The organism is Streptomyces sp. NPDC090741 (assembly GCF_044769045.1).
In the GTDB taxonomy this organism is placed as follows: Bacteria; Actinomycetota; Actinomycetes; order Streptomycetales; family Streptomycetaceae; genus Streptomyces.
This window is the reverse complement of the sequence record NZ_JBIVXF010000007.1, coordinates 136,947-161,049: the sequence shown is the minus strand read 5'-3', so window position 1 is coordinate 161,049 and position 24,103 is coordinate 136,947. Positions and strand designations below refer to the sequence as shown.

At 72.5% G+C, this 24,103-nt stretch carries 21 protein-coding genes; 15 read left to right on the top strand and 6 right to left on the bottom strand.

What is annotated here, in order from left to right:
- The first annotated feature begins 24 nt into the window (after nt 1-24).
- The 4 genes from kdpB to ACIQU4_RS20590 all read left to right on the top strand — a co-directional run bounded on the left by kdpB (nt 25) and on the right by ACIQU4_RS20590 (nt 3,926).
- Nucleotides 25-2,076 carry a potassium-transporting ATPase subunit KdpB gene (kdpB, locus tag ACIQU4_RS20605; protein ID WP_403733096.1) on the top strand — a complete coding sequence of 684 codons (2,052 nt, stop codon included), beginning with the start codon at nt 25-27 and terminating at the stop codon, nt 2,074-2,076.
- Nucleotides 2,077-2,289: 213 nt separating this feature from the next.
- A complete protein-coding gene (locus ACIQU4_RS20600) occupies nt 2,290-3,078 on the top strand; it encodes a GNAT family N-acetyltransferase (RefSeq protein WP_403732524.1) in 789 nt (262 codons plus the stop codon).
- A 96-nt stretch (nt 3,079-3,174) separates the two neighbouring features.
- On the top strand, nt 3,175-3,594 hold the full coding sequence (locus ACIQU4_RS20595; RefSeq protein WP_403732521.1) for a hypothetical protein: 420 nt from the start codon (nt 3,175-3,177) through the stop codon (nt 3,592-3,594).
- A gap of 86 nt (nt 3,595-3,680) precedes the next feature.
- Entirely contained in the window at nt 3,681-3,926 is a 246-nt protein-coding gene (locus tag ACIQU4_RS20590) for a winged helix-turn-helix domain-containing protein (RefSeq protein ID WP_403733093.1), read from the top strand.
- Here the strand turns inward: ACIQU4_RS20590 and ACIQU4_RS20585 are convergent.
- Nucleotides 3,920-5,242, bottom strand: coding sequence for a chloride channel protein (locus ACIQU4_RS20585; RefSeq protein ID WP_403732519.1), 1,323 nt, complete (start codon nt 5,240-5,242; stop codon nt 3,920-3,922). The two genes, ACIQU4_RS20590 and ACIQU4_RS20585, sit on opposite strands and share 7 nt — an antisense overlap.
- Before the next feature lie 228 nt (nt 5,243-5,470).
- Between ACIQU4_RS20585 and ACIQU4_RS20580 the strand changes: the two genes are divergently transcribed.
- From ACIQU4_RS20580 to ACIQU4_RS20570, 3 genes are all read left to right on the top strand, one after another.
- On the top strand, nt 5,471-6,385 hold the full coding sequence (locus ACIQU4_RS20580; RefSeq protein WP_403732516.1) for a YhjD/YihY/BrkB family envelope integrity protein: 915 nt from the start codon (nt 5,471-5,473) through the stop codon (nt 6,383-6,385).
- A 148-nt stretch (nt 6,386-6,533) separates the two neighbouring features.
- A complete protein-coding gene (locus tag ACIQU4_RS20575) occupies nt 6,534-7,955 on the top strand; it encodes a DUF2252 domain-containing protein (RefSeq protein WP_403732513.1) in 1,422 nt (473 codons plus the stop codon).
- Between the two features lie 192 nt (nt 7,956-8,147).
- A complete protein-coding gene (locus ACIQU4_RS20570; RefSeq protein WP_403732510.1) occupies nt 8,148-8,546 on the top strand; it encodes an SHOCT domain-containing protein in 399 nt (132 codons plus the stop codon).
- Between the two features lie 31 nt (nt 8,547-8,577).
- Here ACIQU4_RS20570 and ACIQU4_RS20565 read toward each other — a convergent pair whose 3' ends face one another.
- Nucleotides 8,578-9,384 carry a hypothetical protein gene (locus tag ACIQU4_RS20565; protein ID WP_403732507.1) on the bottom strand — a complete coding sequence of 269 codons (807 nt, stop codon included), beginning with the start codon at nt 9,382-9,384 and terminating at the stop codon, nt 8,578-8,580.
- Nucleotides 9,385-9,526: 142 nt separating this feature from the next.
- On the opposite strand from ACIQU4_RS20565, the gene ACIQU4_RS20560 reads away from it, so the two are divergent.
- Nucleotides 9,527-9,700, top strand: coding sequence for a hypothetical protein (locus tag ACIQU4_RS20560; protein ID WP_385586132.1), 174 nt, complete (start codon nt 9,527-9,529; stop codon nt 9,698-9,700).
- A gap of 30 nt (nt 9,701-9,730) precedes the next feature.
- Here ACIQU4_RS20560 and ACIQU4_RS20555 read toward each other — a convergent pair whose 3' ends face one another.
- From ACIQU4_RS20555 to ACIQU4_RS20540, 4 genes are all read right to left on the bottom strand, one after another.
- On the bottom strand, nt 9,731-10,519 hold the full coding sequence (locus ACIQU4_RS20555; protein WP_403732502.1) for an SDR family NAD(P)-dependent oxidoreductase: 789 nt from the start codon (nt 10,517-10,519) through the stop codon (nt 9,731-9,733).
- Between the two features lie 74 nt (nt 10,520-10,593).
- The gene (locus tag ACIQU4_RS20550) at nt 10,594-11,607 is read right to left on the bottom strand and encodes a TolB-like translocation protein (protein ID WP_403732499.1); all 1,014 of its coding nucleotides are present in this window, start codon (nt 11,605-11,607) and stop codon (nt 10,594-10,596) included.
- A complete protein-coding gene (locus ACIQU4_RS20545; RefSeq protein WP_403732496.1) occupies nt 11,604-12,944 on the bottom strand; it encodes an MFS transporter in 1,341 nt (446 codons plus the stop codon). Before ACIQU4_RS20545 ends, ACIQU4_RS20550 begins: the two co-directional genes overlap by 4 nt.
- Before the next feature lie 133 nt (nt 12,945-13,077).
- Complete coding sequence (locus ACIQU4_RS20540; protein WP_403732494.1) at nt 13,078-13,953, bottom strand: glycosyltransferase; 876 nt, start codon at nt 13,951-13,953, stop codon at nt 13,078-13,080.
- A gap of 414 nt (nt 13,954-14,367) precedes the next feature.
- Here ACIQU4_RS20540 and ACIQU4_RS20535 point away from each other — a divergent pair, with 414 nt between their 5' ends.
- The 7 genes from ACIQU4_RS20535 to ACIQU4_RS20505 all read left to right on the top strand — a co-directional run bounded on the left by ACIQU4_RS20535 (nt 14,368) and on the right by ACIQU4_RS20505 (nt 24,097).
- The gene (locus tag ACIQU4_RS20535) at nt 14,368-15,489 is read left to right on the top strand and encodes a Gfo/Idh/MocA family protein (protein ID WP_403732491.1); all 1,122 of its coding nucleotides are present in this window, start codon (nt 14,368-14,370) and stop codon (nt 15,487-15,489) included.
- A 114-nt stretch (nt 15,490-15,603) separates the two neighbouring features.
- The gene (locus tag ACIQU4_RS20530; RefSeq protein WP_403732488.1) at nt 15,604-16,611 is read left to right on the top strand and encodes an SDR family NAD(P)-dependent oxidoreductase; all 1,008 of its coding nucleotides are present in this window, start codon (nt 15,604-15,606) and stop codon (nt 16,609-16,611) included.
- The gene (locus ACIQU4_RS20525) at nt 16,608-17,792 is read left to right on the top strand and encodes a DegT/DnrJ/EryC1/StrS family aminotransferase (protein ID WP_403732486.1); all 1,185 of its coding nucleotides are present in this window, start codon (nt 16,608-16,610) and stop codon (nt 17,790-17,792) included. Before ACIQU4_RS20530 ends, ACIQU4_RS20525 begins: the two co-directional genes overlap by 4 nt.
- On the top strand, nt 17,789-18,604 hold the full coding sequence (locus tag ACIQU4_RS20520) for an acetyltransferase (protein ID WP_403732485.1): 816 nt from the start codon (nt 17,789-17,791) through the stop codon (nt 18,602-18,604). Before ACIQU4_RS20525 ends, ACIQU4_RS20520 begins: the two co-directional genes overlap by 4 nt.
- Entirely contained in the window at nt 18,601-19,716 is a 1,116-nt protein-coding gene (locus ACIQU4_RS20515; RefSeq protein ID WP_403732483.1) for a DegT/DnrJ/EryC1/StrS family aminotransferase, read from the top strand. The genes ACIQU4_RS20520 and ACIQU4_RS20515 overlap by 4 nt, the downstream gene beginning before the upstream one ends.
- A 38-nt stretch (nt 19,717-19,754) precedes the next feature.
- Nucleotides 19,755-23,054, top strand: coding sequence for a DUF4082 domain-containing protein (locus ACIQU4_RS20510; RefSeq protein ID WP_403732480.1), 3,300 nt, complete (start codon nt 19,755-19,757; stop codon nt 23,052-23,054).
- Nucleotides 23,051-24,097 carry a glycosyltransferase gene (locus ACIQU4_RS20505; RefSeq protein ID WP_403732477.1) on the top strand — a complete coding sequence of 349 codons (1,047 nt, stop codon included), beginning with the start codon at nt 23,051-23,053 and terminating at the stop codon, nt 24,095-24,097. The genes ACIQU4_RS20510 and ACIQU4_RS20505 overlap by 4 nt, the downstream gene beginning before the upstream one ends.
- The last annotated feature ends 6 nt before the right edge of the window (nt 24,098-24,103 follow it).

Below are 24,103 nucleotides of genomic sequence, written 5' to 3'. Positions count from 1 at the left end.
CACCAACGCCCGGGCCCCGCCGGCATGCTGGAGCCCGACCAGCTCGCCGCTTCCGCACGCGAGGCCGTCCGCAAGCTCCACCCGCGCGAACTCGTCCGCAAACCCGTGCTGTTCGTCGTCGCCGTCGGCTCCGTACTGACCACGCTGTCGGCACTGCTGCACCCGTCGGTCTTCACCTGGGTCATCAGCGTCTGGCTCTGGCTGACCGTGCTCTTCGCGAACCTCGCCGAAGCCGTCGCCGAAGGCCGCGGCCGCGCCCAGGCCGAGTCGCTGCGCAAGGCCCGTACGGACACGGTGGCGCTGCGGCTGCAGCACTGGACGTACGGAACGAACCTGCGCCACGCGCCGGCCGAGGCCGTCACCCCGGCCGAACTCCAGCCCTTCGACTTCGTCCTGGTCGAGGCGGGCGAGACGGTCCCGGCCGACGGGGACGTCGTGGACGGCGCCGCCATGGTCGACGAGTCGGCCGTCACCGGCGAATCGGCGCCCGTGCTGCGCGAGTCGGGCGGCGACCGCTCCGGGGTCACGGGCGGTACGACCGTCCTGTCCGACTCGATCGTCGTACGGGTCACCTCGCGCCCGGGACACAGCTTCCTGGACCGCATGATCGCCCTGGTCGAAGGCGCGGCCCGGCAGAAGACCCCGAACGAGATCGCCCTCAACATCCTGCTGGCCGCCCTGACCGTCATCTTCATCCTGGTCGTGATCACCCTCCAGCCGATGGCCGGGTACGCGCACGCCGCCCAGGCCACGCCCGTCCTGGTCGCCCTGCTGGTCACCCTGATCCCCACCACCATCGGGGCGCTGCTGTCGGCGATCGGCATCGCCGGCATGGACCGGCTCGTCCAGCGCAACGTCCTGGCCATGAGCGGCCGGGCGGTGGAAGCGGCGGGAGATGTGAACACCCTGCTCCTCGACAAGACCGGCACCATCACCACCGGCAACCGCGAAGCCGAACGTTTCGTCCCGCTGCCCGGCATCGACCATGGCAAGCTCGCCGACGCCGCGCAGCTGTCGTCCCTCGCCGACGACACCCCCGAGGGTCGTTCGGTCGTCGCCCTCGCCGAGCGGTACGGCCTGAAGGCCCCCGCGGAGCACGAGCTGAGCAACCCGCGCTTCGTCCACTTCAGCGCCAAGACCCGGATGAGCGGCATCAACCTGAGCTGGGCGGGCGGCAACGGCTGCGCCATCCGCAAGGGGGCCGTGCAGGAGGTCTGCGACTGGGTGACGATGCGGGGCGGGAGCGTACCGGCCGAGACCGCCGACCGGGCCGCGCAGGTGTCCCGGTCGGGCGGCACGCCGCTGCTGGTCGCCGTCCACGACTGGGAGGGGCCGCGGGCGCTCGGGATCATCCACCTCAAGGACGTGGTCAAGGAGGGCATCCGGGACCGCTTCGCGGAACTGCGCAGCATGGGCATCCGTACGGTCATGGTGACCGGCGACAATCCGCTGACCGCGGCCGCGATCGCCGCGGAGGCGGGAGTCGACGAGTACCTGGCCGAGGCGACGCCCGAGGACAAGATGGCCCTGATCAAGCGGGAGCAGGCGGGCGGCAAGCTGGTCGCGATGACCGGTGACGGTACGAACGACGCACCGGCCCTCGCCCAGGCGGACGTCGGTGTCGCGATGAACACGGGCACCTCGGCCGCCAAGGAGGCCGGGAACATGGTGGACCTGGACTCCAACCCCACCAAGCTCATCGAGATCGTCGAGGTGGGCAAGCAGCTCCTCATCACCCGGGGTGCGTTGACCACCTTCTCGATCACCAACGACGTCGCGAAGTACTTCGCGATCATCCCCGCCATGTTCGCGTCGGCCTACCCCGGGCTCGGGGCCCTGAACGTCATGGGCCTGCGGAGTCCGACCTCCGCGATCACCTCCGCGATCATCTTCAACGCCCTGATCATCGTGGCGCTGATCCCGCTCGCGCTGCGCGGCGTCCGCTACCGGCCCGCGTCCGCGCACGACTTGCTGCGCCGCAATCTCGCCGTGTACGGGCTGGGCGGCCTCGTCCTGCCGTTCGTCGGCATCAAGCTCATCGACCTGGTGGTCTCCGCGGTCCCCGGGCTCGGATGAGCTCGGTGGACGAGCTCCGTGGAGGAGTTCCGTGGACGAGTTCCGTCAACGCCGGATCAGGGACACGCAAGAGGCCTTGAGGCATCGCTCGCGGCTCGGGTTGGATGAGTCCACGGACCTCGGCCTGCGCGTCCGCGCGCCGTCGGCTCCGCTGCCGGGGCGGCCCCCGTCCGGCCGCCCCGGCCTCCTCCCTTCCGCCCCAGAGGTGGCCCCGTGATCGAGCTGCACCCTTCCCGTCTCCCGTCCCTCGCCCCGTGGTTCCCCGCCGGATCCCCGGGCATCGGCGCGCTCGCCGAGCACGTGCTGAGAACGGGGAACGGCCGCTGGTGGTGCGACCGCCCCCGCAACCCCCGGGTCCTGGCGGTCTCCTGCGGCGACCACGCGCTGCTGCGCGGCGACCCGCGAGGCCTCGCCGCCGAGGAACTCCGCCCGCTGGCAGCCCACTACGTGCACGCCTCGGCCGGGTTCGCGGCCTCGCTGCACACGGCGTTGGAGGGCGTCACCCCCTGGGAGCGGATGATGTACGTCCGCCGGGCCCCCGCCCTGCCGGCCCGTCCGCCGCGCGGGGTGACCGTACGGCGCCTCCGCGCGGGCGATGCGCAGGCACTGGCGGCGCTCGGGCCGCAGGCGTCGTGGATCCACGGGACCTGGGGCGCTCCGCACGGCCTGTCCGGCTCCGGCGCCGCATGGGGCGCCTTCCACCGGCGCGAGCTGCTGGCGGTGGCGTGCGTGTACTTCGCGGGCAGCCGGTACGAGGACGTCGCGGTGCTCGCCGATCCCGGGCACCGGCGCCGGCACCTGGGACTGGCCTGCGTGAGCGCCCTGTGCGAGGACATCGAGGCCCGCGGCCGGACCCCGACCTGGTCCTGCGCCCGCGACAACCGCCCCAGCCGCCTCCTGGCCTGGCGGGCGGGCTTCCGCCTGGAGCACGAGTACGTCCACTACGCCACCCGAGGCCCCCGCACACCCTCCCCACCCCACCCGGCCCCCGCTCACGCGTAGCCGCACCAGACCGCCCGCCATCTTACTTGCCAAAGTGGAAAGTAGAGGTCATTCTGGAAAGTAGTTGATTGATGGTGGAGTTGAGGGGGAGCTGCTGTGGGTACGTCGGGAAACGCCGTCGGGGCTTTGGGACGGGCGGCAACGCTGGAGAAGGCCGCGCGGCGGCGTAGTGGGTGGTATGCGCGCTACCTCGCGGTGTTCGGTGGGAGCCAGCTGCTCCTGGTCCCGGCGGCACTGCTGTGGCACGGGTTCGCAGCAGCCGCCACCCTGGCGGTCGCCCAGGTACTGCTGGTCGGCGGGCTGAGTGCGTACGCCGCCCGGCAGCCGGTCGTGCGGCGCGGGTTCGGTGCCAGGCACGGGGTCATCGTGGCGACGTGGGGCCTGGTCTTCGCCGGGACGGTGGCGCTGGGCAGCACCCTCTTCGCCGACAGCGTGCCGTTCACCGCTGTCGGCGCGCTCGCCTGCGCCCTGCCGCTTGCCATCGGGGCCGGTCTCGAACAGCGGCGGTCGTCGTGACGGCGGACCCCGGCGGCGGACCCCACGCTGGTTCCCACCCACGGCACGGGCTCGATCCGCTGCTCAACGCACCCGTCCGGATCTCGGTGATGGCGGCCCTGATGCCTCTGGACAAGGCGGAGTTCGGCTTCGTGCGCGACCTCGTGGAGGTCACCGACTCGGTGCTCTCCAAGCAGGTAGCCGCTCTGGAGGACGCCGGATACGTCGAGGTTCACAAGGGAAGGGTGGGCCGGCGTCCGCGGACCTGGATCGCCGTGACCGCGGAGGGCCGCACCGCGTACCAGCGGCATCTCGCGGCCCTGAGGGCGATCGCCGGCGACTGGGGTCAGTGAGCGGGTCGGGGGCTGCGGCCGACCGGGGGGATCGGGGGGCCCGGGGGGAGGAGTTCGGCCGTCACGAAGGCCACGACCGTGGAGAGGATCGCCACCGGCATCATCGCCGTACTGCCCAGCACCAGGACGACCAGCACCACCGTGCTGACCGGAAGCCGCAGCGCGCTCACGGTGGCGGCGGCCATACCGGCCGCCAGTCCCGCGCCGACGCCCAGGCCGGGCAGGGGCGAGCAGAGGACGCCCGCCGCCGCGCCGAGGAACAGCGACGGGAAGATGGGGCCGCCGCGCAGGCTGCCCAGGCACAGGGAGAACGCGGCGCCCTTGCAGAGCAGGACGGCGATCAGCGCGCCCACGCCCCAGGCGTGCGGATCGCCGACCAGCCGGCCCATCGTGTCCTGGCCAGAGGAGGCCACGTCCGCGGGATTGAGGCCGGTGCCCAGCGCGTAGGCGGCCGCGCAGGCGCCGGCGGCGAGCGCGCAGAGGGTCGTGACGAGCAGCGGCCGTCCGGCGACGTGGACGGCGGTCAGCCGGCCCCCGTGCTGGATCAGGTGCACGGCGCAGGAGATGACCACGGCGATGAGGATCGACCAGACCACGTCACCGATGTCCAGCCGGGGGAACTCCACGCCCGGATTCAGCTTCAGGTTGCCGGTCGACAGACCGGTCCAGCGGCCGAACCCGGTGAACACGAGCGAGCCGATGCCGCTGGACAGCAGCGCCGGCAGCATCACGGCGAACAGCTGGGGCCCGCCCACGCCCGCGATCTCCATCAGCAGCACGGCGGCGATCAGCGGATTGCCGAAGATGGCGGCGATCGCCGCGGCCGATCCGGCCGCGCCCAGCAACGCGGTGCTCATCGGTGTCTCCGGGGTACCCGTGAGGTGCCGGAGGGCGACCGCGAGTCCGCCGCCCAGCGCGATGAGGGGGGCCTCGGGGCCCAGCGTGGCGCCGAGCGGGAGGCTGAACACGGCCGCGAGGAGCACCCCCGGCAGGACTGCGGGGCTGGAAGCGCCCGGGTGCAGACCGGAGGCGGGGATGTGCCCGCCGGCCCCGGGGAAGTGGGTGACGATCAGCCCGACGCAGATGCCCGAGACGAGCAGCAGCGGAAGCGGCCACCACCAGGGTGGTGAGTCGAACCCGGCGGCGTGCGGGAGGTCCACCCACACCAGGCGTTCCAGTTCTTGGAGCCCGGCGAGGAACCAGAAGGCGGCCAGCGAGACCGGGATGCCGACGAGCCCGCAGAACAGCAGCGTCTTGAGGTACCCCGGTGCCCGGAGCAGCTCGCCGAGCTTCGCGGCTTCCGCCGGCTGCGTCATGGAGCCGTTCCTTCCCGTCCCCCGTCCTCACCCGTGCGTGCGGCCTGAGCCCATTGCAGCACCGTGCCCGTACGCCCGCACCTTCGCGCGCCCCGGAACCTCGCCTGTTCGGCCATCCGCCCGATCACCGCGACGCGCCAGGTCGGCCGGGCCAGAATGAAGGCGAGGCCCTTCTCTGAGGAGACCCCCGATGACGACGACCACCCCGCCGGTGCTGTCGGTGCACTGATGCCCTCCGGCAAGAACGTGCGCAGTGCCCTGCACCCCTCGTGGTGGCGGGCCCGGTCGCGGGCCGCGACGGCGGAGGCCCGGCGGCTCAAGCACCAGACCGAGTCCCGCTTCCCGGTGGTCACCAACGCCGCGGAGCGCATGCTGGCGGTCGACATCTTCGACTCCGCGACACGGCTCGCCGCGCAGTGCTTCCTGACGGCCGTGCCGCTGCTCTTCGTCCTCGCCTCGTTCGCCCCGCAGGCCGTACGGGAGCAACTGGTCGCCTCGGTGCGCGCGGTGTTCGGGCTCAACGGTGCGGCGAGCGAGCAACTGAACGACATCTTCGCCGGCTCCCACGGAGATTTCCAGAATGCGGTGGGCCTGGTGGGCGCCCTGATGGTGCTGCTGTCCGCGACCGCCGTCAGCCGAGCCATGCAGCGGCTGTGCAAGCGGGCGTGGGAGATTCCGCGTAAGGGGGCGCGGATCGCGGTCTGGCGCTGGCTCGTCTGGATCGCCGTCTGGATCTGCCTGCTCGCCGTGCAGGGCCCCATACGCAACGGGTTCGGCCTCGGGCTCTGGCTGGGCATTCCGCTCACCCTCGTCTTCCAGACGCTGGTGTGGTGGTGGACCCAGCACCTGCTGCTGGGCGGACTGGTCGGCTGGCTCGCCCTGCTGCCGGGAGCGGTGTTCACCGCCGTTGGCCTCACCGCCCTTTCGATCACCGCGCGCTTCTACATGCCGATCGCCCTCAACCGGGCACTGGACGAATTCGGCTCAGCCGGTTCGGTCTTCGTTCTGCTGTCCTGGCTGATCGTGGTGTGCGCGGCCGTCGCCATCGGCATCACCACGGGGGCCGTCATGGCGCAGGAGCCGTTCCTCGCCCGCCGGCTGGGCAGTCCGACTCCGAACCGGCAGGGAGCCGAGCAGGGCTGAGCAGGGCTGAGCAGGGCTGAGCAGGGCCGCGTAGAGCCGAGCAGGGCCGAGCGCCTCCAGGGGCCGCTTCGTACGGACGGCAGCGCACTGCCGGGAGTGCCATGCTGGGCAGCGGGGGCCGAGTGACGTGGCCTGGAGGTGCATGGCGATGGCAATGCGTGCCGCAAGGGCGGAGGAAGACATCCGGCGGCTGTCCGCCGAGGAGCGGGCCGTACGCGGCCGATCCGCCCGACGCAAGGCACCCCGCTCCGATCACGGGGAGTTCGAGCCGCCCGCGCACCGCCAGGATCCGGTGGACGTACTCGAACGGCAGTCGGACGGCCGGGTGGCGGACCTGGTGCCGATCCGGTACGGGCGGATGGTGGAGTCGCCGTTCCGCTTCTACCGGGGTGCCGCCGCCGTCATGGCGGCAGACCTGGCCCACACACCGGACTCGGGACTGCGCGTCCAACTGTGCGGCGATGCCCACATGTTGAACTACGGGCTCCTCGGCTCCCCGGAGCGCAATCTGCTGTTCGACATCAACGACTTCGACGAGACGCTGCCCGGACCGTGGGAATGGGACGTCAAGCGGCTTGCCGTGAGCCTGGCCATCGCCGGGCGGGAGAACGGCTTCGACGATCGCGAGCGAGCCGCGATCGTCGGGTCCACGGCAAGGTCCTACCGCGAGCAGATGCGCCGCTATGCCGCGATGAGTCACCTCGACGTCTGGTACGCGCGGGTCGACGCGGAACAGCTCCGTACGCTGGCGACGGCCGAACTGCGCTCGCGCGGCCGCAGGAAGCTGGCCGAGGCGCTGGCGAAGGCGCGCGGGCGCGACAGTCTCCAGGCCGCCGGGAAGCTCACCGAGGTGGTCGCCGGGGAGCGCCGGTTCAGGTCGCTTCCGCCGCTGGTCACACCCCTCTCGGAGCTGCTGCCGGGCGAGGAGCGCAGCTCGCTGGAGGAGCAGATCCGCGACCTGGTCGAGAGCTACGGGCAGACCCTGCCGTCGGACCGGCGGCACCTGCTGCGGCAGTACACCGTCGTCGACATGGCACGCAAGGTGGTGGGCGTCGGCAGTGTGGGCACCCGGTGCTGGATCATCCTGCTCCTGGGGCGCGACGGCGGCGACCCGTTGATCCTGCAGGCCAAGGAGGCGGGGGAGTCGGTCCTCGCCCCGTACGCCGGCCCCGGGGAGTACGCCATGCAGGGCGAGCGGGTGGTGGCCGGGCAGCGCCTGATGCAGGCGGCCAGTGACATCTTCCTCGGCTGGCACCGGGTGACGGGGATCGACGGCCGCGAACGGGACTTCTACGTACGGCAGTTGCGGGACTGGAAGGGGAGCGTCGAGCCGGCGCTCATGGTGCCGCGCGGCATGCGCACGTACGGCGGAGTGTGCGGCACCGCGCTGGCCCGGGCACATGCCCGGTCCGGGGACCGGATCGCCATCGCCGCCTATCTGGGCAGCGGGGACGTCTTCGACCGGGCGCTGGTGCGGTTCGCGGAGTCCTATGCCGACCGGAACGAGCGCGACCACCAGGCGCTGGTGGAGGCGGTGGCCTCCGGCCGGGTGGTGACGGAGTCGGCGTGACGGCGGCCGCCACGGCGGAGGGACCCGACCGGGTGAGTCCCGCGGAACGTGCGATATGCCCGGAGGGCATCGGCGGTGGCGCCGTTACGGCCGTGCGAAGGGGACCGTCAGGGGCCGGCTCGACATGCGGAAGGCGGTACGCGCGCCAATACTGCTGATCGCGGGCATCGGGCCCGCCCGAAGGAGGCGTCCATGGACGACTACCCCGCGCTCAGTGTGTTCTGGTCCATGCTCTGGTTCTTCCTGTGGATCATGTGGCTGTTCCTGCTCTTCAAGATCATCACGGATATCTTCCGTGATCACGAGATGAGCGGCTGGGGCAAGGCGGGCTGGCTGATCTTCGTGATCATCCTGCCCTTCCTCGGTGTCCTGGTCTACGTCATCGTCCGGGGCAAGGGCATGACCCAGCGGGACGTCAAGAGCGCCCAGGAGAACGAGGCCGCGTTCCAGAGCTACATCCGCAAGACGGCCGGGACGGCCCCGGCCGGCGGATCGCACGTCGACGAGCTGGCCAAGCTCGTCGACCTGAAGGACAAGGGCGCGCTCAGCGAGGCCGAATTCCAGCAGGCCAAGGCGAAGCTCCTGGCCTGACCCCGCCACCCCCGCCACCCGGCCTGCCCGGTCAGTCGATCGGCTGCCTGGCCTCGGCGCGTACCTTCAGGGTCGTCCTGGCCAGGCCGTCGAGGTCGACGGAGGCGGGGTCCTGCCGGGCGGTCTCGGGCGTGACCAGGGCGACCGCGGCACTCGTGTTCTCGTCGGCCCAGGAACACATGGGCAGGGTGGTCGTCTCACCCTCCTGGGCCGATGTCAGCACTTGGCACGTCACGGTGATGCCGGTGCCGGTCGGTGTGATGTCCCGCGGGTGGACCGCCGTCTTCGCGCCGTCGGCCTTCGAGGCTCCGTCCATCATCTTCCTGCGGGCATCCGCCGGGTCCTTGAACTGGCCGTACATCCCGGAGAGGACGAGGACCCCGTCCGCTTCCGTCGGAGATCCGGACGTGTACCGGCCGGTGGCGGGCTTCGGGTTGCGGATCTGCGGGTCGTAGCCCTTGATCGCTTCCTTGCCCTGGGTCTGCGACAGGTCCTCGGAGAGCGTGTACGCGCCGCCCAGCAGGGTCTTCGGCACCGTGAGCCGGTACTTGGCCGCGGGGAATCCGACTCCGCCGGTGTGCTGGTTCACCTCGTTCATCCGGTTCAGCACGAATCCCGCGACCACGAGCCCCACCACCGTGGCCGCGATGACGCCGGCGCTCTTCCCGGTCCGGCGCCCGCCCGGCGGCGGCCCCATCGGCGGCTGCCCCCACCCGCCCTGACCGTGGTACGGCTGCGGTGGGGGCGGGTACGGGTACTGCTGACCGCCGTACGGACCGGGCTGTTGCGGGGGTCCGTACGGACCGGGGGAGTACGGGGACGGCGGCGGCATGCTCATGCCCAAAAACTACTTCACGCCCGGATCACATCTCCGCCCGGGTTGCAGGAATTCCGGGCCTACCGGCAGGTATCGGGCCGGGTTCCGCCCAGGTTTGATAGGAGTTGGCGTATCCGGTGCGTCTGAGCGGGAAGGGCCGACCATGCTGGAGTTCCCCAAGCCGAGACCCGTGGTGTGCACGTACTGCCAGGCGGGCCCGAAGGACGGCACCGCGCGCACCCTGTCGGCGGAGGCCGGCATCCTGACGGTCACTTGGCACACGGCCTCATGCCCCCACTACGCGGCGGACCGCATCCTCGCCGACAAGCGGACCTGATCCCTGCCCGCGCCCGGACCGCGGCCGGAATCAGAGCGTGGTGACGAGTCCGCCGTCGATGGTGTGGTCGGAGCCCGTGGTGTTGCCGGCCCGGTCGGAGGCCAGCAGCAGCACGAGGTCGGCGACCTCCTCGGGGCGGGTGAAGCGCCCGGTGACGGACTGCGCGGCGGCGCCCGCGACGATGTCGTCCGGCGTGCTCCCGGTACCGCCCGCCACGGTGGCGGCGACGCCCTGATCCCCGAGCCACAGGGCCGTCTCGACCGGGCCGGGGCTGACGGTGTTGACGCGTACGCCGTGCGGTCCGACCTCCTTGGACAGCGCCTTGCAGAAGTTGGCGAGCGCCGCCTTCGCCGCGCAGTAGTCGATCACCCCCGGGTCGGGCAGGTACGCGTTGACCGAGCTGACCGTGACGATCGATGCCGTACCGCGCTCCAGCAGGTGGGGGAGGGCGGCCCGGGTGGTGCGGACGGCGGTCAGGAAATTGATGTTCAGGGCCCAGGTCCAGTCCTCGTCGGTCAGCGACAGGAACCCGCCCAGCCGGGGCCGGACGGCGCCGACGTTGTTGACCAGGACGTCCAGCCCGCCGAAGGCCGCGACCGCCTCCCGTACCGCGTGTTCCGGTCCGTCCGCAGTTGCCAGGTCGACCGCGACGGGCCGGACCCGCCCGCCCGCGGCCAGCTCCGTCAGGGGGCCGCCCACCGTACGGGCGGCGGCGACCACCAGGGCGCCTTCGCCGGCCAGCGCCCGCGTGATCGCCAGGCCGATGCCCTTGCTCGCTCCGGTGACCAGGGCCACCTTGTCCGTGAGATGCAGATCCACGAGGACCGAGTCTGCACGCATACGGGCCCGGTGCGGTCCCGACAGGGCCGCGACGTCAGGCAGGTGGCCCTGTATCAGCCCAGGCGGGTCGGGGAGGAGGCCGCCGGGGTGAGGAGGCGGGGGGTGCCCGAGCCGTCGGCCGGGACCGTCCAGAGGTCGGTGGTGTCCGGCGCGCCCTCGGCGGGCAGGGCATACGCCACCGTGCGGTCGTCGAGCCACAGCGCCTGGTCGTCCACACTGCGCTTCTCCGCGAGCGGCTGCTCCCGCAGCGTGCGCAGGTCCAGTACGTGCTCGCGCCACAGCGAAGCACCGCGCATGACGCGCTTCTTGTACACGACCCGCGTCTCGTCCGGGGACAGCGACGGGCACTCGACGTTCTGGGCGAGGGTGGTGACGCTGCGCCGCGAGACCGAGCCCTTCACCAGGTACGTCTGGCCGGCGGTGGCGAGGGTGGCGTAGAAGGTGTCGTCGTCCCTGGAGAAGGTGACGCCCCAGAAGTTCACGTCCCCCGAGGAGTAGGGGCGGCCGTCCAGCACGATGGAGAACTTCTCCAGGTCCGGCTCGACCGCCCACGTCCGGGTGTCCACGATCGTCGTACGGGTGGAGAAGAACGCGGCGCCGTAGGACTCGCCGGAGACGAACACCGTCCAGGCGGCGAAGTGGCCGCTCGGCGAGACCCGGGCCCGCGACGGGGTGCCCGCGAGCGGGAAGGCGTGCAGCGTGCGCAGATCCGAGTCGACGATCAGGGCCTTGTTGTCCTGGGCGAGCGCGCCCGGCGAGGAGTTCAGGCACACACCGGTGCCGGCGGCGGCGTGGAAGCGCTGGCAGGTGAGGCCCGAGGCGGTCCGCTCGGTCTGCGGTGTCTGCCCCGGGACCGAGACCAGGGCCCCGCGGTGCGGGCCCTGCGCGCCGTTGAGGAAGGCCAGCCGGTTCTGCTGCCCGAGCGTGACCCGGCCCTGGGCGACCGTGGGGTCCCCCTCGTGCGTCTGCTCGGCGCGGGCGGCGGAGCGCAGTACCAGCGCGGCGGCGAGGCCCCCGAGGAGCAGCACGGCCACCGCGAGTACGAGCAGCCGGCGTGAGCGGGTCATCGGGTTCCTCGGGGGAGTCGGGCGGGGTCGGGAGCGGGTTCCGGAGCGGACTGCGGATCGGGCTCCGGGGCCGACGGGCGGAGTACGAATCCGGCGACGGCCGCGCAGCAGCACAGACCGGCCGCGGCGGCGGCGAGCGCCGGACCCGCGCCCCACACCGTCCAGGCGGCGCCGAAGGCGAGCGAGCAGACGAAGCGGGCCAGCGCCTGTCCGGTACCGACCAGGGCGAGGCCGGTGGCCCGCAGCTTCGCCGGGACGGTCGCGCCGACGGCGGCGGGCAGGACCCCGTCGGTCGCGGCGTAGAACAGGCCGTGCAGGGCGAGGACCAGGTACGGGAGGGCGGGCCAGTGCGGGGCCCACAGCAGCAGCCCGTACCCCGCCAGCAGCAGGGCGTGCCCGGCGAGGAAGACGCTACGGCGGCCGATCCGGTCGGCCAGGGCGCCGGCCGGCACGGCCAGCAGCAGGAACACGGCGGCGGTGCCCAGGGGGAGCAGCGGGAACCACTGCTCGCGGATGCCGGTGCGGTCCTGGAGCAGGAGGTAGAGGAAGGCGTCGCTGACGGTGGTGAGGCCCAGCAGGGCGGCGCAGAGAGCGAGGGCGCGCAGCCGGGGCAGGCGCAGCAGCGCCGCCGCCTCGCGGAGGTTCGCCCCGGCGGGCTTCGCGCCGCCCGGTTTCACCGTCTCGACGTGATCCGGGCCCGGGCCCGCCCCCGACGGGACGAACAGCATCAGCACCACCACACCGAGCACGGCGATGCACGCGCTGACGCCGAAGACGGCGTCGTACCCGCCCACCGCCACGTTCAGGATGAAGAACGCGGCGAGGGGGCCGAGCAGCGCCCCGGTGGTGTCCATGGCACGGTGCACGCCGAACGCGCGGCCCTGTAACTCGGCGGGTGTGGAAAGGGAGATGAGCGCGTCGCGCGGAGCGGTGCGAAGGCCCTTGCCGGTGCGCTCCAGCGCGAGGACCACGCCCACCGGACCCAGGCTGTGCGCGAGGAGCAGGAGCGGCTTGCACAGGGCGGACAGCCCGTAGCCGATGCCCGCGACGAGCTTGTGGTTGCGGACCCGGTCGGCGAGGTGGCCGCCGGTCAGCTGCACCAGCGCGCTGACCCCGTTGTAGACCCCGTCGAGCGCGCCGAAGCCGAGCGGACTCAGCCCGAGCCCGGCGACCAGGTACAGCGGCAGCACCGCGGTGACCATCTCCGAGGAGACGTCCGTGATCAGGCTGACCGTGCCCAGCGCGAGGACGGCCTGGGCGACCGCGCGGGCCCGGACGGGCCCGCCGTCCGGTGCGGTCTTCGCGCCGGCGGGCGCGGAGCGGTCCGCGAGGTACATGCTCTGGAGCTCCCGGTGCCGACGGTCTGGTCACTCGTACGTGTGAGTGAGACCCTAGTGGTTGTACGGGCCAACTGGACGGCGCACGGCCTGATTCGGCGGAACGCAGGTGCTCGGCTCAACTCGGCCCAGCTCAGTTCTGCTGTCGGCTGCTCTCGTCGCGCAGCCACGTCGAAAAGTCCCCGGACCGGATGGCCTTGCGGGCCCCCCGCCGGGCGGCGAGGGCCGCCACCACGAACACCACCACCCCGGGAAGCAGCCGCGGCTGGGCCCGCAGCAGGGCGCGCAGATCGCCCGTGCCGGTGCGCGCGGACGGCGCATGCGCCCCCTCCGCACCCCCGGGCGCCCGCGAGGCCTGGAAGCGCTCCAGTTCGGCGGACGAGGTGGCCGCCCTGACGCGCCGCCTGATCAAGTCCCCCCAGGTGCGCGGCGGATGCACCACGACCCGGGCCGACTCGACCACGCCCCGCTCCTGCGGCGTGAACGCGAGGGACGCCGCCAGGTCGTCGGCCATCAGCGGGGGCAGGGCGGCGATCCGGGCGTGCCCCGGTTCGGTCACCGCGATGACGCCCCGCCCGAACAGCCCCTCGCGGACGGCGGGCAGCCGCTGCCAGACCTGGTAGTACGCACGGACCGGCCAGGCGCACCCGGAGAGCGGGATGTCCCGGCCGGGGGCCGCGGCGAGCAGGTCCGGACGGGCCGCGAGGGCGCCGGTCAGCGCCCGTACGTCGGCCGCCCCGACCTCGACGTCGGCGTCCACGTACAGGCGCGGAAAGCCCTGCGCGTGCTCGTCGCCGACCCGAAGTGCCGTGTGTTTGGAGGGAGTCGGTATCTCCACCACCCGTACGCGGGGCCCCCGCGCGCCCGCCACCGCGGCGGTGTCGTCCGTACAGCCGTTGCACACCACGACGATGCCGGGCCCCGATTCCGGGGCATCGGCCAGGAGCGCGTCGAGGAGCCGGCCGATGACCCGGCCCTCGTTGTGGGCCGGGATCACGATGCTGGTCACCCCGGAAGTATGCACGCTCGAACACCCGAGCCGACCGTTTCCTCCAACTCTCCCCGGGGGTACTCCCGGTGGTCTAGATTGAACGCGGCCGACCGGATTCGGGGTGCTTCGGCGACGCTGAAATCCAGTCGGAGCAGGGCAGTTGGGCAGTTGGGGTACATGCGGGTAGGGCGGCTTGGGGGAACAGGCCGCCTGCCCGTGGCCGGACCGGTGCGAGGGGTGCCGGGCGGCCGGGGGGCGGAAGTACGTCGCAACACGTAGGGCATCGGTCGTGGGGGGCCATCACCGTCGGGCAGGTCGTCACGCACGGGTCGCGCATGCGCCCCGGCTCCGGCCGTCGGCGGCACCCCCTTCCTTCGCACGCGTCCCGGCCATGGGTTGTCGATACGCCCGCGGGCGGGCGCGGAAGGAAAGGTGAACGCTGTGAAGGACACCGCGAAGGACACCGCGAAAGATGCGGTGCGCGACGCCGGAGCCACGGCTGCGGGGCCGGTGGAGCCGTTAGGCGTCGCCGTCGTCGGCGCGGGCTACTGGGGCCCCAATCTCGTCCGCAACTTCCAGTCCAGTCCACAGTTCCGGCTCCGCTGGCTCTGCGACCTGGACGTCGACCGGGCGCGGCAGGTGCTCGGCCGCTACTCCACCGTCGAGGCGACCGCCGACTACGCGGCCGTTCTTGCCGACCCGGCCGTCGACGCGGTCGCCGTGGCCACCCCGGCCGGCACCCACCTCGACGTGGCGCTGGCCGCCCTGCGCGCCGGGAAGCACGTCCTCGTGGAGAAGCCGCTGGCCGCCACCTACGAGGACGGGCTGCGCCTGGTGACCGAGGCCGAGGAACGCGGCCTCACCCTCATGTGCGACCACACCTACTGCTACACCCCGGCGGTGGCCCGCATCCGCGACATGGTCCGCTCCGGCGAACTCGGGGACATCCAGTTCGTCGACTCGGTCCGGATCAACCTGGGGCTCGTCCAGAAGGACATCGACGTCCTGTGGGACCTGGCCCCCCACGACCTCTCGGTCCTCGACTTCATCCTCCCGGACAACGTGCACCCCGTCGCCGTCGCCGCCCACGGGGCCGACCCGATCGGCGCCGGCCAGTCCTGCGTGGCCTATCTGACGCTCACGCTCAACACCGGCGCCATCGCCCACGTCCACGTCAACTGGCTGTCCCCGGTGAAGGTCCGCACGACGATGGTCGGCGGCTCCAAGCGCACCCTGGTCTGGGACGACCTCAACCCCACGCAGCGCGTCGCCGTCTTCGACCGCGGGGTGGACATGACGGCCCCGCAGGAGATCGGCGCGGACGAGCGCCGGGACATGCTCGTCTCCTACCGGACCGGCGACATGGTGGCGCCCGCGCTCGGCGAGAGGGAGGCCCTGCGCAGCATGGTCGAGGAGTTCGCCGCCGCCGTCCGGACGCGGCGGCCGGCGCTGACCGACGGCCGGGCGGGCCTCCAGGTGCTCGACATCCTCGAAGCCGCCTCCCGCAGCCTGGAATTCCGCGGCGCGGTCGTCGGACTGCGCACCGGACGCTGACCGTTAGCGCACCCGCAACCCGCAACCCGCAACCCGCACCACCTCGTCCGGCGTGCACACCGCGCCGGGCGCACCGGCACGAAACACCATGACCGACTCAGTAGGGGCAGGGCGTTGAGCAGCGTACGAGGCAAGAGGATTCTGGTCACCGGCGGGGCGGGCACGATCGGCTCGCACGTGGTCGACCTGCTGGTGGACAACGGGGCGCGCGAGGTCGTCGTGCTCGACAACTTCGTGCGGGGTCGGGCCGCCAATCTGGCCCGCGCCCTCAAGAGCGGCGCGGTGGACGTCGTCGAGGGCGACATCCGCGACCGGGAGACCGTACGCAAGGCGACCGAGGGCGCCGAGCTGGTCTTCCACCTCGCCGCCATCCGGATCACCCAGTGCGCGGAGGAGCCGCGGCTGGCGAACGAGGTGCTGGTCGACGGCACGTTCAACGTACTGGAGGCGGCGGTGGCCGCCGGTGTGGGCAAGGTGGTCGCCTCGTCCTCCGCCTCGGTCTACGGGCTCGCGGAGACCTTCCCGACCACCGAGCGCCACCACCCGTACAACAACGACACCTTCTACGGGGCGGCGAAGGCCTTCAACGAGGGGATGCTGCGCAGCTTCCACGCCATGTACGGGCTGGACTACGTCGCGCTGCGCTACTTCAACGTCTACGGGCCCCGGATGGACATCCACGGGCTCTACACCGAGGTGCTGATCCGCTGGATGGAGCGGATCACCGCGGGCGAACCGCCGCTGATCCTCGGCGACGGCACCCAGACCATGGACTTCGCCGATGTACGGGACATCGCGCGGGCCAACCTGCTCGCCGCCGAATCGGACCTGACCGACGAGGTGTTCAACGTCGCGAGCGGGTCCGAGACCAGCCTGCGCGACCTGGCCGTCGGACTGCTGGAGGCCATGGGCGCGCAGGGGATGGTGCCGGAGCACGGACCGGCCCGCGCCGTGAACGGGGTCACCCGGCGCCTCGCGGACACCTCGCAGGCCTCGGGGCGGCTCGGCTTCACCGCCGAGATCGACATGAGCCGCGGGCTGCGGGACCTGGTGGAGTGGTGGCGGGCCGAGCGCGCGGCGGACGCGGCCGCTCAGGCGGCGGCCGGGGAGGCCGGCCGATGAGCGCCCAGCGCCCCGCCCCGATCAGCGCCCGGAGCCCCGCCCCCGCCCCCGCCCGCATCCCCGTCATGGTCCCGTGGCTCGGCGAGCAGGAGGCGCAGGCCGCCGCCGAGGCGGTGCTCTCCGGCTGGGTCGCCCAGGGCCCCCGGGTCGCCGCGTTCGAGCGGGCCTTCGCCGAACGGGTGGGCGCCGAGCACGGCATCGCCGTCAGCTCGTGCACCACGGCCCTGCACCTGGCGCTGATCGCGCTGGACCTAGGCCCCGGCGACGAGGTGATCGTCCCCTCGCTGTCCTTCATCGCCACCGCCAACGCCGTGCGCTACGTCGGAGCGCACCCGGTGTTCGCGGACGTCGAGGAGGCCACCGGGAACCTGACCTCCGACACCGTGGACGCCGTACGCACCCCCCGCACCAAGGCCGTCCTCGCCGTCCACCAGGGCGGGGTGCCGGCGGACGTGCACGCCCTGCGCGCGGCCTGCGCCGACTGGGGTGTCCCGCTGGTGGAGGACGCGGCCTGCGGGATCGGCGCGACGGTGGGCGGCAAATCGGTCGGCCACGGAGCCCTGCTCGCCGCCTGGTCCTTCCACCCGCGCAAGGTGATCACCACCGGCGAGGGCGGCATGGTGACCACGGACGACGCCGAGTGGGCCGCGCGCCTGCGCCGGCTGCGCGAGCACGGCATGAACGTGTCCGCGGCGCAGCGTCACGCCAGCAGCAAGCCGATCACCGAGGCCTATCTGGAGGTCGGCTACAACTACCGGATGACCGACATCCAGGCCGCGGTCGGCCTGGTGCAGCTCGGCAAACTGGACGCGATCGTGGCCCGCCGACGCGAACTGGCAGCCCGGTACGGCCAGTTGCTCACCGGCGTCCCGGGCCTGCGCCCGGTCCGCGACCCCGGTCACGGCGAGGGAAACTTCCAGTCGTACTGGGTGCTGCTGACCGCGGACTTCCCGGTCGGCCGGGACGAGCTGCTTGCCGTGCTGGCCGAGGCCGGGATCTCGGCCCGGCGCGGGATCATGGCCTCGCACCTGGAGCCGGCGTACGCCGGACACGCGGCGGCGCCGCTGCCGGTGACCGAGCGGATCAGCCGCGATTCGCTGATCCTGCCGCTGTTCCACACCATGACGCAGGACCAGCAGGACCGGGTGGTCGCGGTGCTGCGCGAACAGGCCGGCGGATGACCGCCCCGCACGCCCGGGTCACCGAGGACCTCCTGATCGTCGGCGCGGGCGGGTTCGCCCGCGAGACCGCCCAGGCCGTACGGGACACGGTCACCGCCGACGGGGAGCGCGGCCGCGCCCCGAGGTGGCGGCTCGCCGGGCACCTGGACGACGACCCGGCCCTGCACGGCCGGGACGCCGACGGGGTGCCGGTGCTGGGGGGCAGCGAGCTGCTGCACCAGCACCGGTACGAAGGCGCCCGCGTCGTGGTCTGCGTGGGCAGCCCGCGCGACTACGCGGTACGGGCCCGCCTGGTGCGGCGCCTGGCCCTGCCCGAGCGCCGGTACGCGACCGTGGTCCACCCCACGGCCGCGGTCTCGGCGTCCTCGGTGCTCGGCCCGGGCTCGGTGCTGCTCGCGCACTGCGTGCTGACCGCGGCCGTACGGGTGGGGGCCCACGTGGCGGTCATGCCGCACGCGGTCCTCACCCACGACGACACGGTCGGGGACTTCGCGACCCTCGCCTCGGGGGTCCGCCTGGGCGGCGGGGTGCGGCTGGGGCGCGGGGCGTACGTGGGCGCGGGCGCCCTCGTACGGGAGAACACCACGGTCGGCGCCTGGTCGCTGACCGGAATGGGAAGCACGGTCCTGGCCGACGTGCCGCCCGGCGAGGTGTGGGCCGGAAGCCCCGCCCGCCGGCTGCGCGAGGCGGGGGGCCCGGCGCTCGACGAGCTGCGGGCCGACGGCGAGGAGACCGGCCGGGGGCCGGGTACACGGATCAGGCCCGAGACACGCACGAGGCCGGAGACACGGATGGGGAGCACAGTCGGATGAACCAGATACCGCTCGTGGACCTGAAGGCGGCGCACGCCGAGGTCGCGCAGGAATTACGCGCAGGATTCGACCGGGTGCTGGCCGACACCGCCTTCATCGGCGGTGAGGAGGTCCGCGCCTTCGAGCGCGAGTACGCCGCCTTCGCCGGGGTCGGCCACTGCGTCGGCGTGGCCAACGGCACCGACGCGCTCGAACTCGCCCTGCGCGCCAGTGGGGTGGGCGTGGGCGACGAGGTGGTGCTGCCCGCCAACACGTTCATCGCCACCGCCGGAGCCGTCGCCCGGATCGGCGCCCGCCCGGTCCTGGTCGACTGCCTCCCCGACACCCTGCTCATGGATCCGCAGGCCGCCCTGGACGCGGTCGGCAAGGCCACGCGCGCCGTGGTCCCGGTCCACCTGTACGGGCAGTGCGCCCCCGCGGCGGAGCTGGCCGCACAGCTGCCCTCGTACGCCAAGGTCGTCGAGGACGCCGCGCAGAGCCAGGGCGCCGACCGCGAAGGCCGTACCCCCGGCAGCGGCGGGATCGCCGCCACCAGCTTCTACCCGGGCAAGAACCTGGGCGCGTACGGCGACGCCGGCGCGGTGGTGACCGACGACGAGGAGCGGGCCGACCTCGTACGGGCCCTGGCCAACCACGGCGGTATCGCCAAATACCGGCACGACGTGGCCGGGTTCAACAGCCGGCTGGACGGCCTCCAGGCCGTGGTGCTGCGGGCCAAGCTGGCCCGGCTCGCCGACGGCAACGCGGCCCGCCGTGCCGCCGCCGCCCGCTACGACGGGCTGCTGGGCGATCTGGCCGCCGCCGGACGCGTCACCCTGCCGGTCACGGCGCAGGGCAACGTCCACGTATGGCACCTGTACGTCGTCCGGGTCAGCGGCGCGGACCGCGACGCGGTCGTCGGCAAGCTCAACGCGGAGGGCATCGGCGCGGGCGTGCACTACCCGGCCCCGGTCCACCTCACCCCGGCCTTCGCCCACCTCGGCCACGGCCGCGGGGACTTCCCGCACGCCGAGCGGGCCGCGGACCGGATGCTCTCCCTCCCGCTCTTCCCGCAGATCACCGCCGCCCAACAGCAGCGGGTCGTGGACGCGCTCACCGACGCGCTGCGCTGACGCCCTGCGCCGCGCCGACGCACAAAAAAGAGGTACAGATGAACAGACGGACAAGGTTGCTCCGGTACGGCCTCTTCACCGTGGTCGCCGCCCTGATGGCCACGGTCTTACCTCCGTCCTCGGTCGCGGGTGCGGTGGACCCCTGCGGTCCCGGCACGAACGCGATCGTGTGCGAGAACTCCAAGCCGGGCACGCCGATGTCCGACTGGTTCTCGCCCAGCGCCTACGGGGACATCAAGGGCTTCAGCGCCCAGATGAGCGTCCAGGCGGGCGAGACCGTGCAGTTCAAGGTGCAGTCGCCGACCCCGTACCGGGTGTCGGTCTACCGGCTGGGCCACTACGGGGGTGACGGGGCCCGCCTGATGTCGACCGCGGCGCAGGCGGCCCAGACCTACCCGGCGAACTTCCAGCCGGGCGGGAACCCGCGCAGCTGCACCACCAAGGCGGCCACCGGCCTGGTCGACTGCGGCAACTGGCCCGTGACCGCGACGTGGACCGTGCCGGCCGACGCCGTGTCCGGCCTGTACATCGCCAACCTCGACCAGGCGGACGGCAACGGGGTGATGCCGTACCCGTTCGTCGTCCGCAACGACTCCAGCCACTCCGACATCGTCGTGCAGACCAGCGACCAGACCTGGCAGGCGTACAACAACTACGGCGGCCAGGACCTGTACGACGGCGGGGGACCGGCGCCCGACGGCCGGGCGTACGAGGTGAGCTACAACCGGCCGATGGACATCGGCGGGGAGAACGGGATCTACGGGTCCGAGTACCAGATGATCTCGTGGCTGGAGCGCAACGGGTACGACGTCAGCTACATGTCCGGCATCGACATGTCGACACGCGGCGCGACGCAGCTGGGCAACCACAAGGTGTTCATGTCCTCGGGCCACGACGAGTACTGGACCCAGGACCAGTTCACCAACGCGCTGAACGCGCGGCGCGCCGGGGTCCACCAGACGTACTTCAGCGGCAACGAGGTCTTCTGGAAGACCCGGCTGGCGCCCAGCATCGACGGCGCGGCCACCGCCAACCGGACGCTGGTCTGCTACAAGGAGACCAAGCTCTCCTTCCCCCAGCCCAACGGCATCCCGGACCCGAGCGGGATCTGGACGGGCACCTTCATGGACCCGGCCGGCTCCACGAACGGACGGCCGTACCAGCCGCAGAACCAGCTGACCGGCTCGCTGTTCAGCGTCAACGGCTACCGCAGCGACGCGATCACCGTGCCCGGCTCGTTCGCCAAGATGCGGCTGTGGCGGGGCACCACGGTAGCGAGCCTGACCCCCTCCCAGACCGCCACCTTCCCGGCCGGCACGCTCGGCTACGAATGGGACAGCGACATCGAGGACGCGGCGCGGCCGCCCGGGCAGATCGCGATGTCCTCCACGACGGTGGACATCAACGACGGCAAGCTCCGGCTCGACTACGGCAACACGTACGGGAACGGCACCGCGACGCACAGCCTGGTCGCCTTCCGTGACCCGACCTCGCACGCCCTGGTCTTCGGCGCGGGCACCGTGCAGTGGTCCTGGGGCCTGACCAACATGCCGACGGGCAACCCCGACGACACGGTGGTCACCGAGGACAAGCGGATGCAGCAGGCGACGGTGAACGTCTTCGCCGACATGGGCGTCCAGACCAAGTCCCTCCAGAGCAACCTCATCGCGGCGAGCGCGTCCACGGACACCACCGGCCCGGCCATCAGCGTGACCAGCCCGGCGGCCAACGCCACGGTGCCCGCACTGCGCCCGGTGACCGTCACCGGCACCGCCAGCGACAGCGGCGGCGGCGTGGTGGCCCGCGTGGAGGTCTCCACCGACGGCGGCACCACCTGGAAGGCCGCCACCGGAGTCGGGTCCTGGAACTACAAGTGGACCCCGACCACCCCCGGACCCGTCCAGATCAAGGTCCGCGCGGTGGACGACAGCGTCAACATCGGCGCCACCACCACCGTGCCGCTGACCGTGGGACCCCAGCAGTGCCCCTGCACCGTCTGGCCGGCCGCGGCCGTACCGGGCACCGTCAACGCCGGTGACGGCAGCGCCGTCGAACTCGGCGTGAAGATCCGCTCCTCGGCGCCCGGCTCGATCACGGGCGTCCGCTTCTACAAGTCCCCGGCCAACACCGGCACCCACACGGGCAGCCTGTGGAGCAGCTCGGGCCAGCGCCTGGCCACCGGCACCTTCACCAACGAGACGGCGTCCGGCTGGCAGCAGCTGAACTTCTCCTCGCCGGTCCCGGTCAAGGCCAACACCACGTACATCGCCTCCTACTTCGCCCCGCACGGCGGGTACTCCTTCGACAACACCTTCGCCTCCGCCGACGCGGGGCTCGCCCCGCTGACCGCGCTGCGCAGCGGTACCGACGGGGGCAACGGCGTCTACCGCTACAGCGCCACGGGCGGGTTCCCGTCCACGGCCGCGTCCGGCAGCAACTACTGGGTCGACGCGGTCCTGGACACCTCCACCGCGAGCACGACGCCTCCCACCGTCACCTCGATCACCCCGCAGTCCGCGGCGACCGGCACCGCGATCACCTCCGCGGTCAAGGCCACCTTCAGCGAGGGCATCGACTCCGACACCCTCTCCTTCGCCCTGAAGGACCCGGGCGGCGCCACCGTCCCGGGCAGCAAGGTCCTCACCGCCTCCAACAGCGCCACCTTCACCCCGTCCACCGAGCTGGTGCTGAACACCACCTACACGGCCTCGGTGCAGGCCGCTGACCTGTGGGGCAACACCATGGCCGCGCCGGTCACCTGGACCTTCAGCACCAGCGCGAGCCCGCCCACGGTGAACTGCCCCTGCACCCTGTGGGGACCCACCGCCGAGCCGAGCACCGCCAACGTGGGCGACGACACCAACTCCGTAGAGCTGGGCACCCGCTTCCAGTCCGCGGTCGGCGGATACGTCACGGGCATCACCTTCTACAAGGGCCCCGGGAACACCGGTACGCACACCGGCAGCCTGTGGTCGGCCGACGGTACCCTCCTCGCCACCGGCACCTTCGGCAGCGAGACCCTGTCCGGCTGGCAGCAGCTCCACTTCGCCACCCCGGTGCCCATCACCGCGGGCACCAGCTACGTGGCCTCCTACCACGCGCCGAACGGCAAGTACTCCGTGGACGGCGGCTACTTCACGGCCGCGCACCGCTCCTACCCGCTGGTCGCCCCGGCCGACGGCAGCGGCGGCGCCAACGGCCTCTACAAGTACGGCGCTTCCACCGCCTTCCCCACCAACACCTTCGGTTCCGTGAACTACTGGGTCGGCCCGGTCTTCACCACCACGGCGCCGAACGGCCTCGCGGCGGAGGGCTCGACGGAGGTGAGCGGCCAGTGAGCACCGTCAGCGTGGTGATCCCCTGCTACAAGTACGGCCACTTCCTGGCCGACTGCGTCAAGAGCGTCCTGGACGAGCAGCCGGGCGTCGACGTCCGGGTACTGATCATCGACGACGCCTCGCCCGACGACTCCGCCGACGTCGCCCGGGCCCTCGCCGCCGCCGACCCGCGGATCGAGGTCCGGGTCCACGAGCGCAACCAGGGCCACATCGCCACCTACAACGAGGGCCTCCTGGAGTGGGCCGACGGGGACTACGTCGCCCTGCTCTCGGCCGACGACCGGCTGGTCCCCGGAGCCCTGGTGCGCGCCGCGGCCCTGCTCGACGCCCACCCGGAGGCCGGCTTCGCCTACGGCCGGCCGCTCCGGTTCCAGCACGGGGGACCGCTTCCCGCGGCCCGCACCCGGAGCACCGGCTCGGTGGTCTACCCCGGCCGGTGGTGGCTGGAGCGGCGGTTCCGTGAGGGCACCGGGTGCATCACCTCGCCCGAGGTGGTCGTCCGTACCAGCCTCCAGCGCAAGGTCGGCGGCTACGACCCGGAGCTCCCGCACGCCGGCGACATCGAGATGTGGATGCGGCTCGCGGCGCACGCCGACGTGGGCTACGTCCGCGGGGCCGACCAGGCCTTCTACCGCGTCCACGGCAACAACATGTCCACCACCGACTTCGGCGGGCAGCTCGACGACCTGCGCCAGCGCCTCGTCGCCTTCGACTCGGTCCTGGACAAGTGCGCCGGCCTGCTCCCGGAGGCCGGCCGGCTGTCGGCCCTGGCGCGGACCCGGCTCGCCCGGTACGCGCTGCGGCGCGCCTACCGCGCGTACGACCGCGGGCGCACCGGGGTGGTGCCGGTCGAGGAGCTGGAGGCGTTCGCCGCCGAGTGCCTGCCGCAGTACACCGGGCTCCCCGAGTACCGGGCGCTGCGCAGGCGGCGGCGGATCGGGGCCCGCGCGATGCCGTACCTCCAGCCGCTGGTGCTCTCGGCCGTCGCCGACCGGGGGCGCGAGTGGCTCTGGTGGCAGTCCTGGAAACGCCGAGGGATTTGATGAACC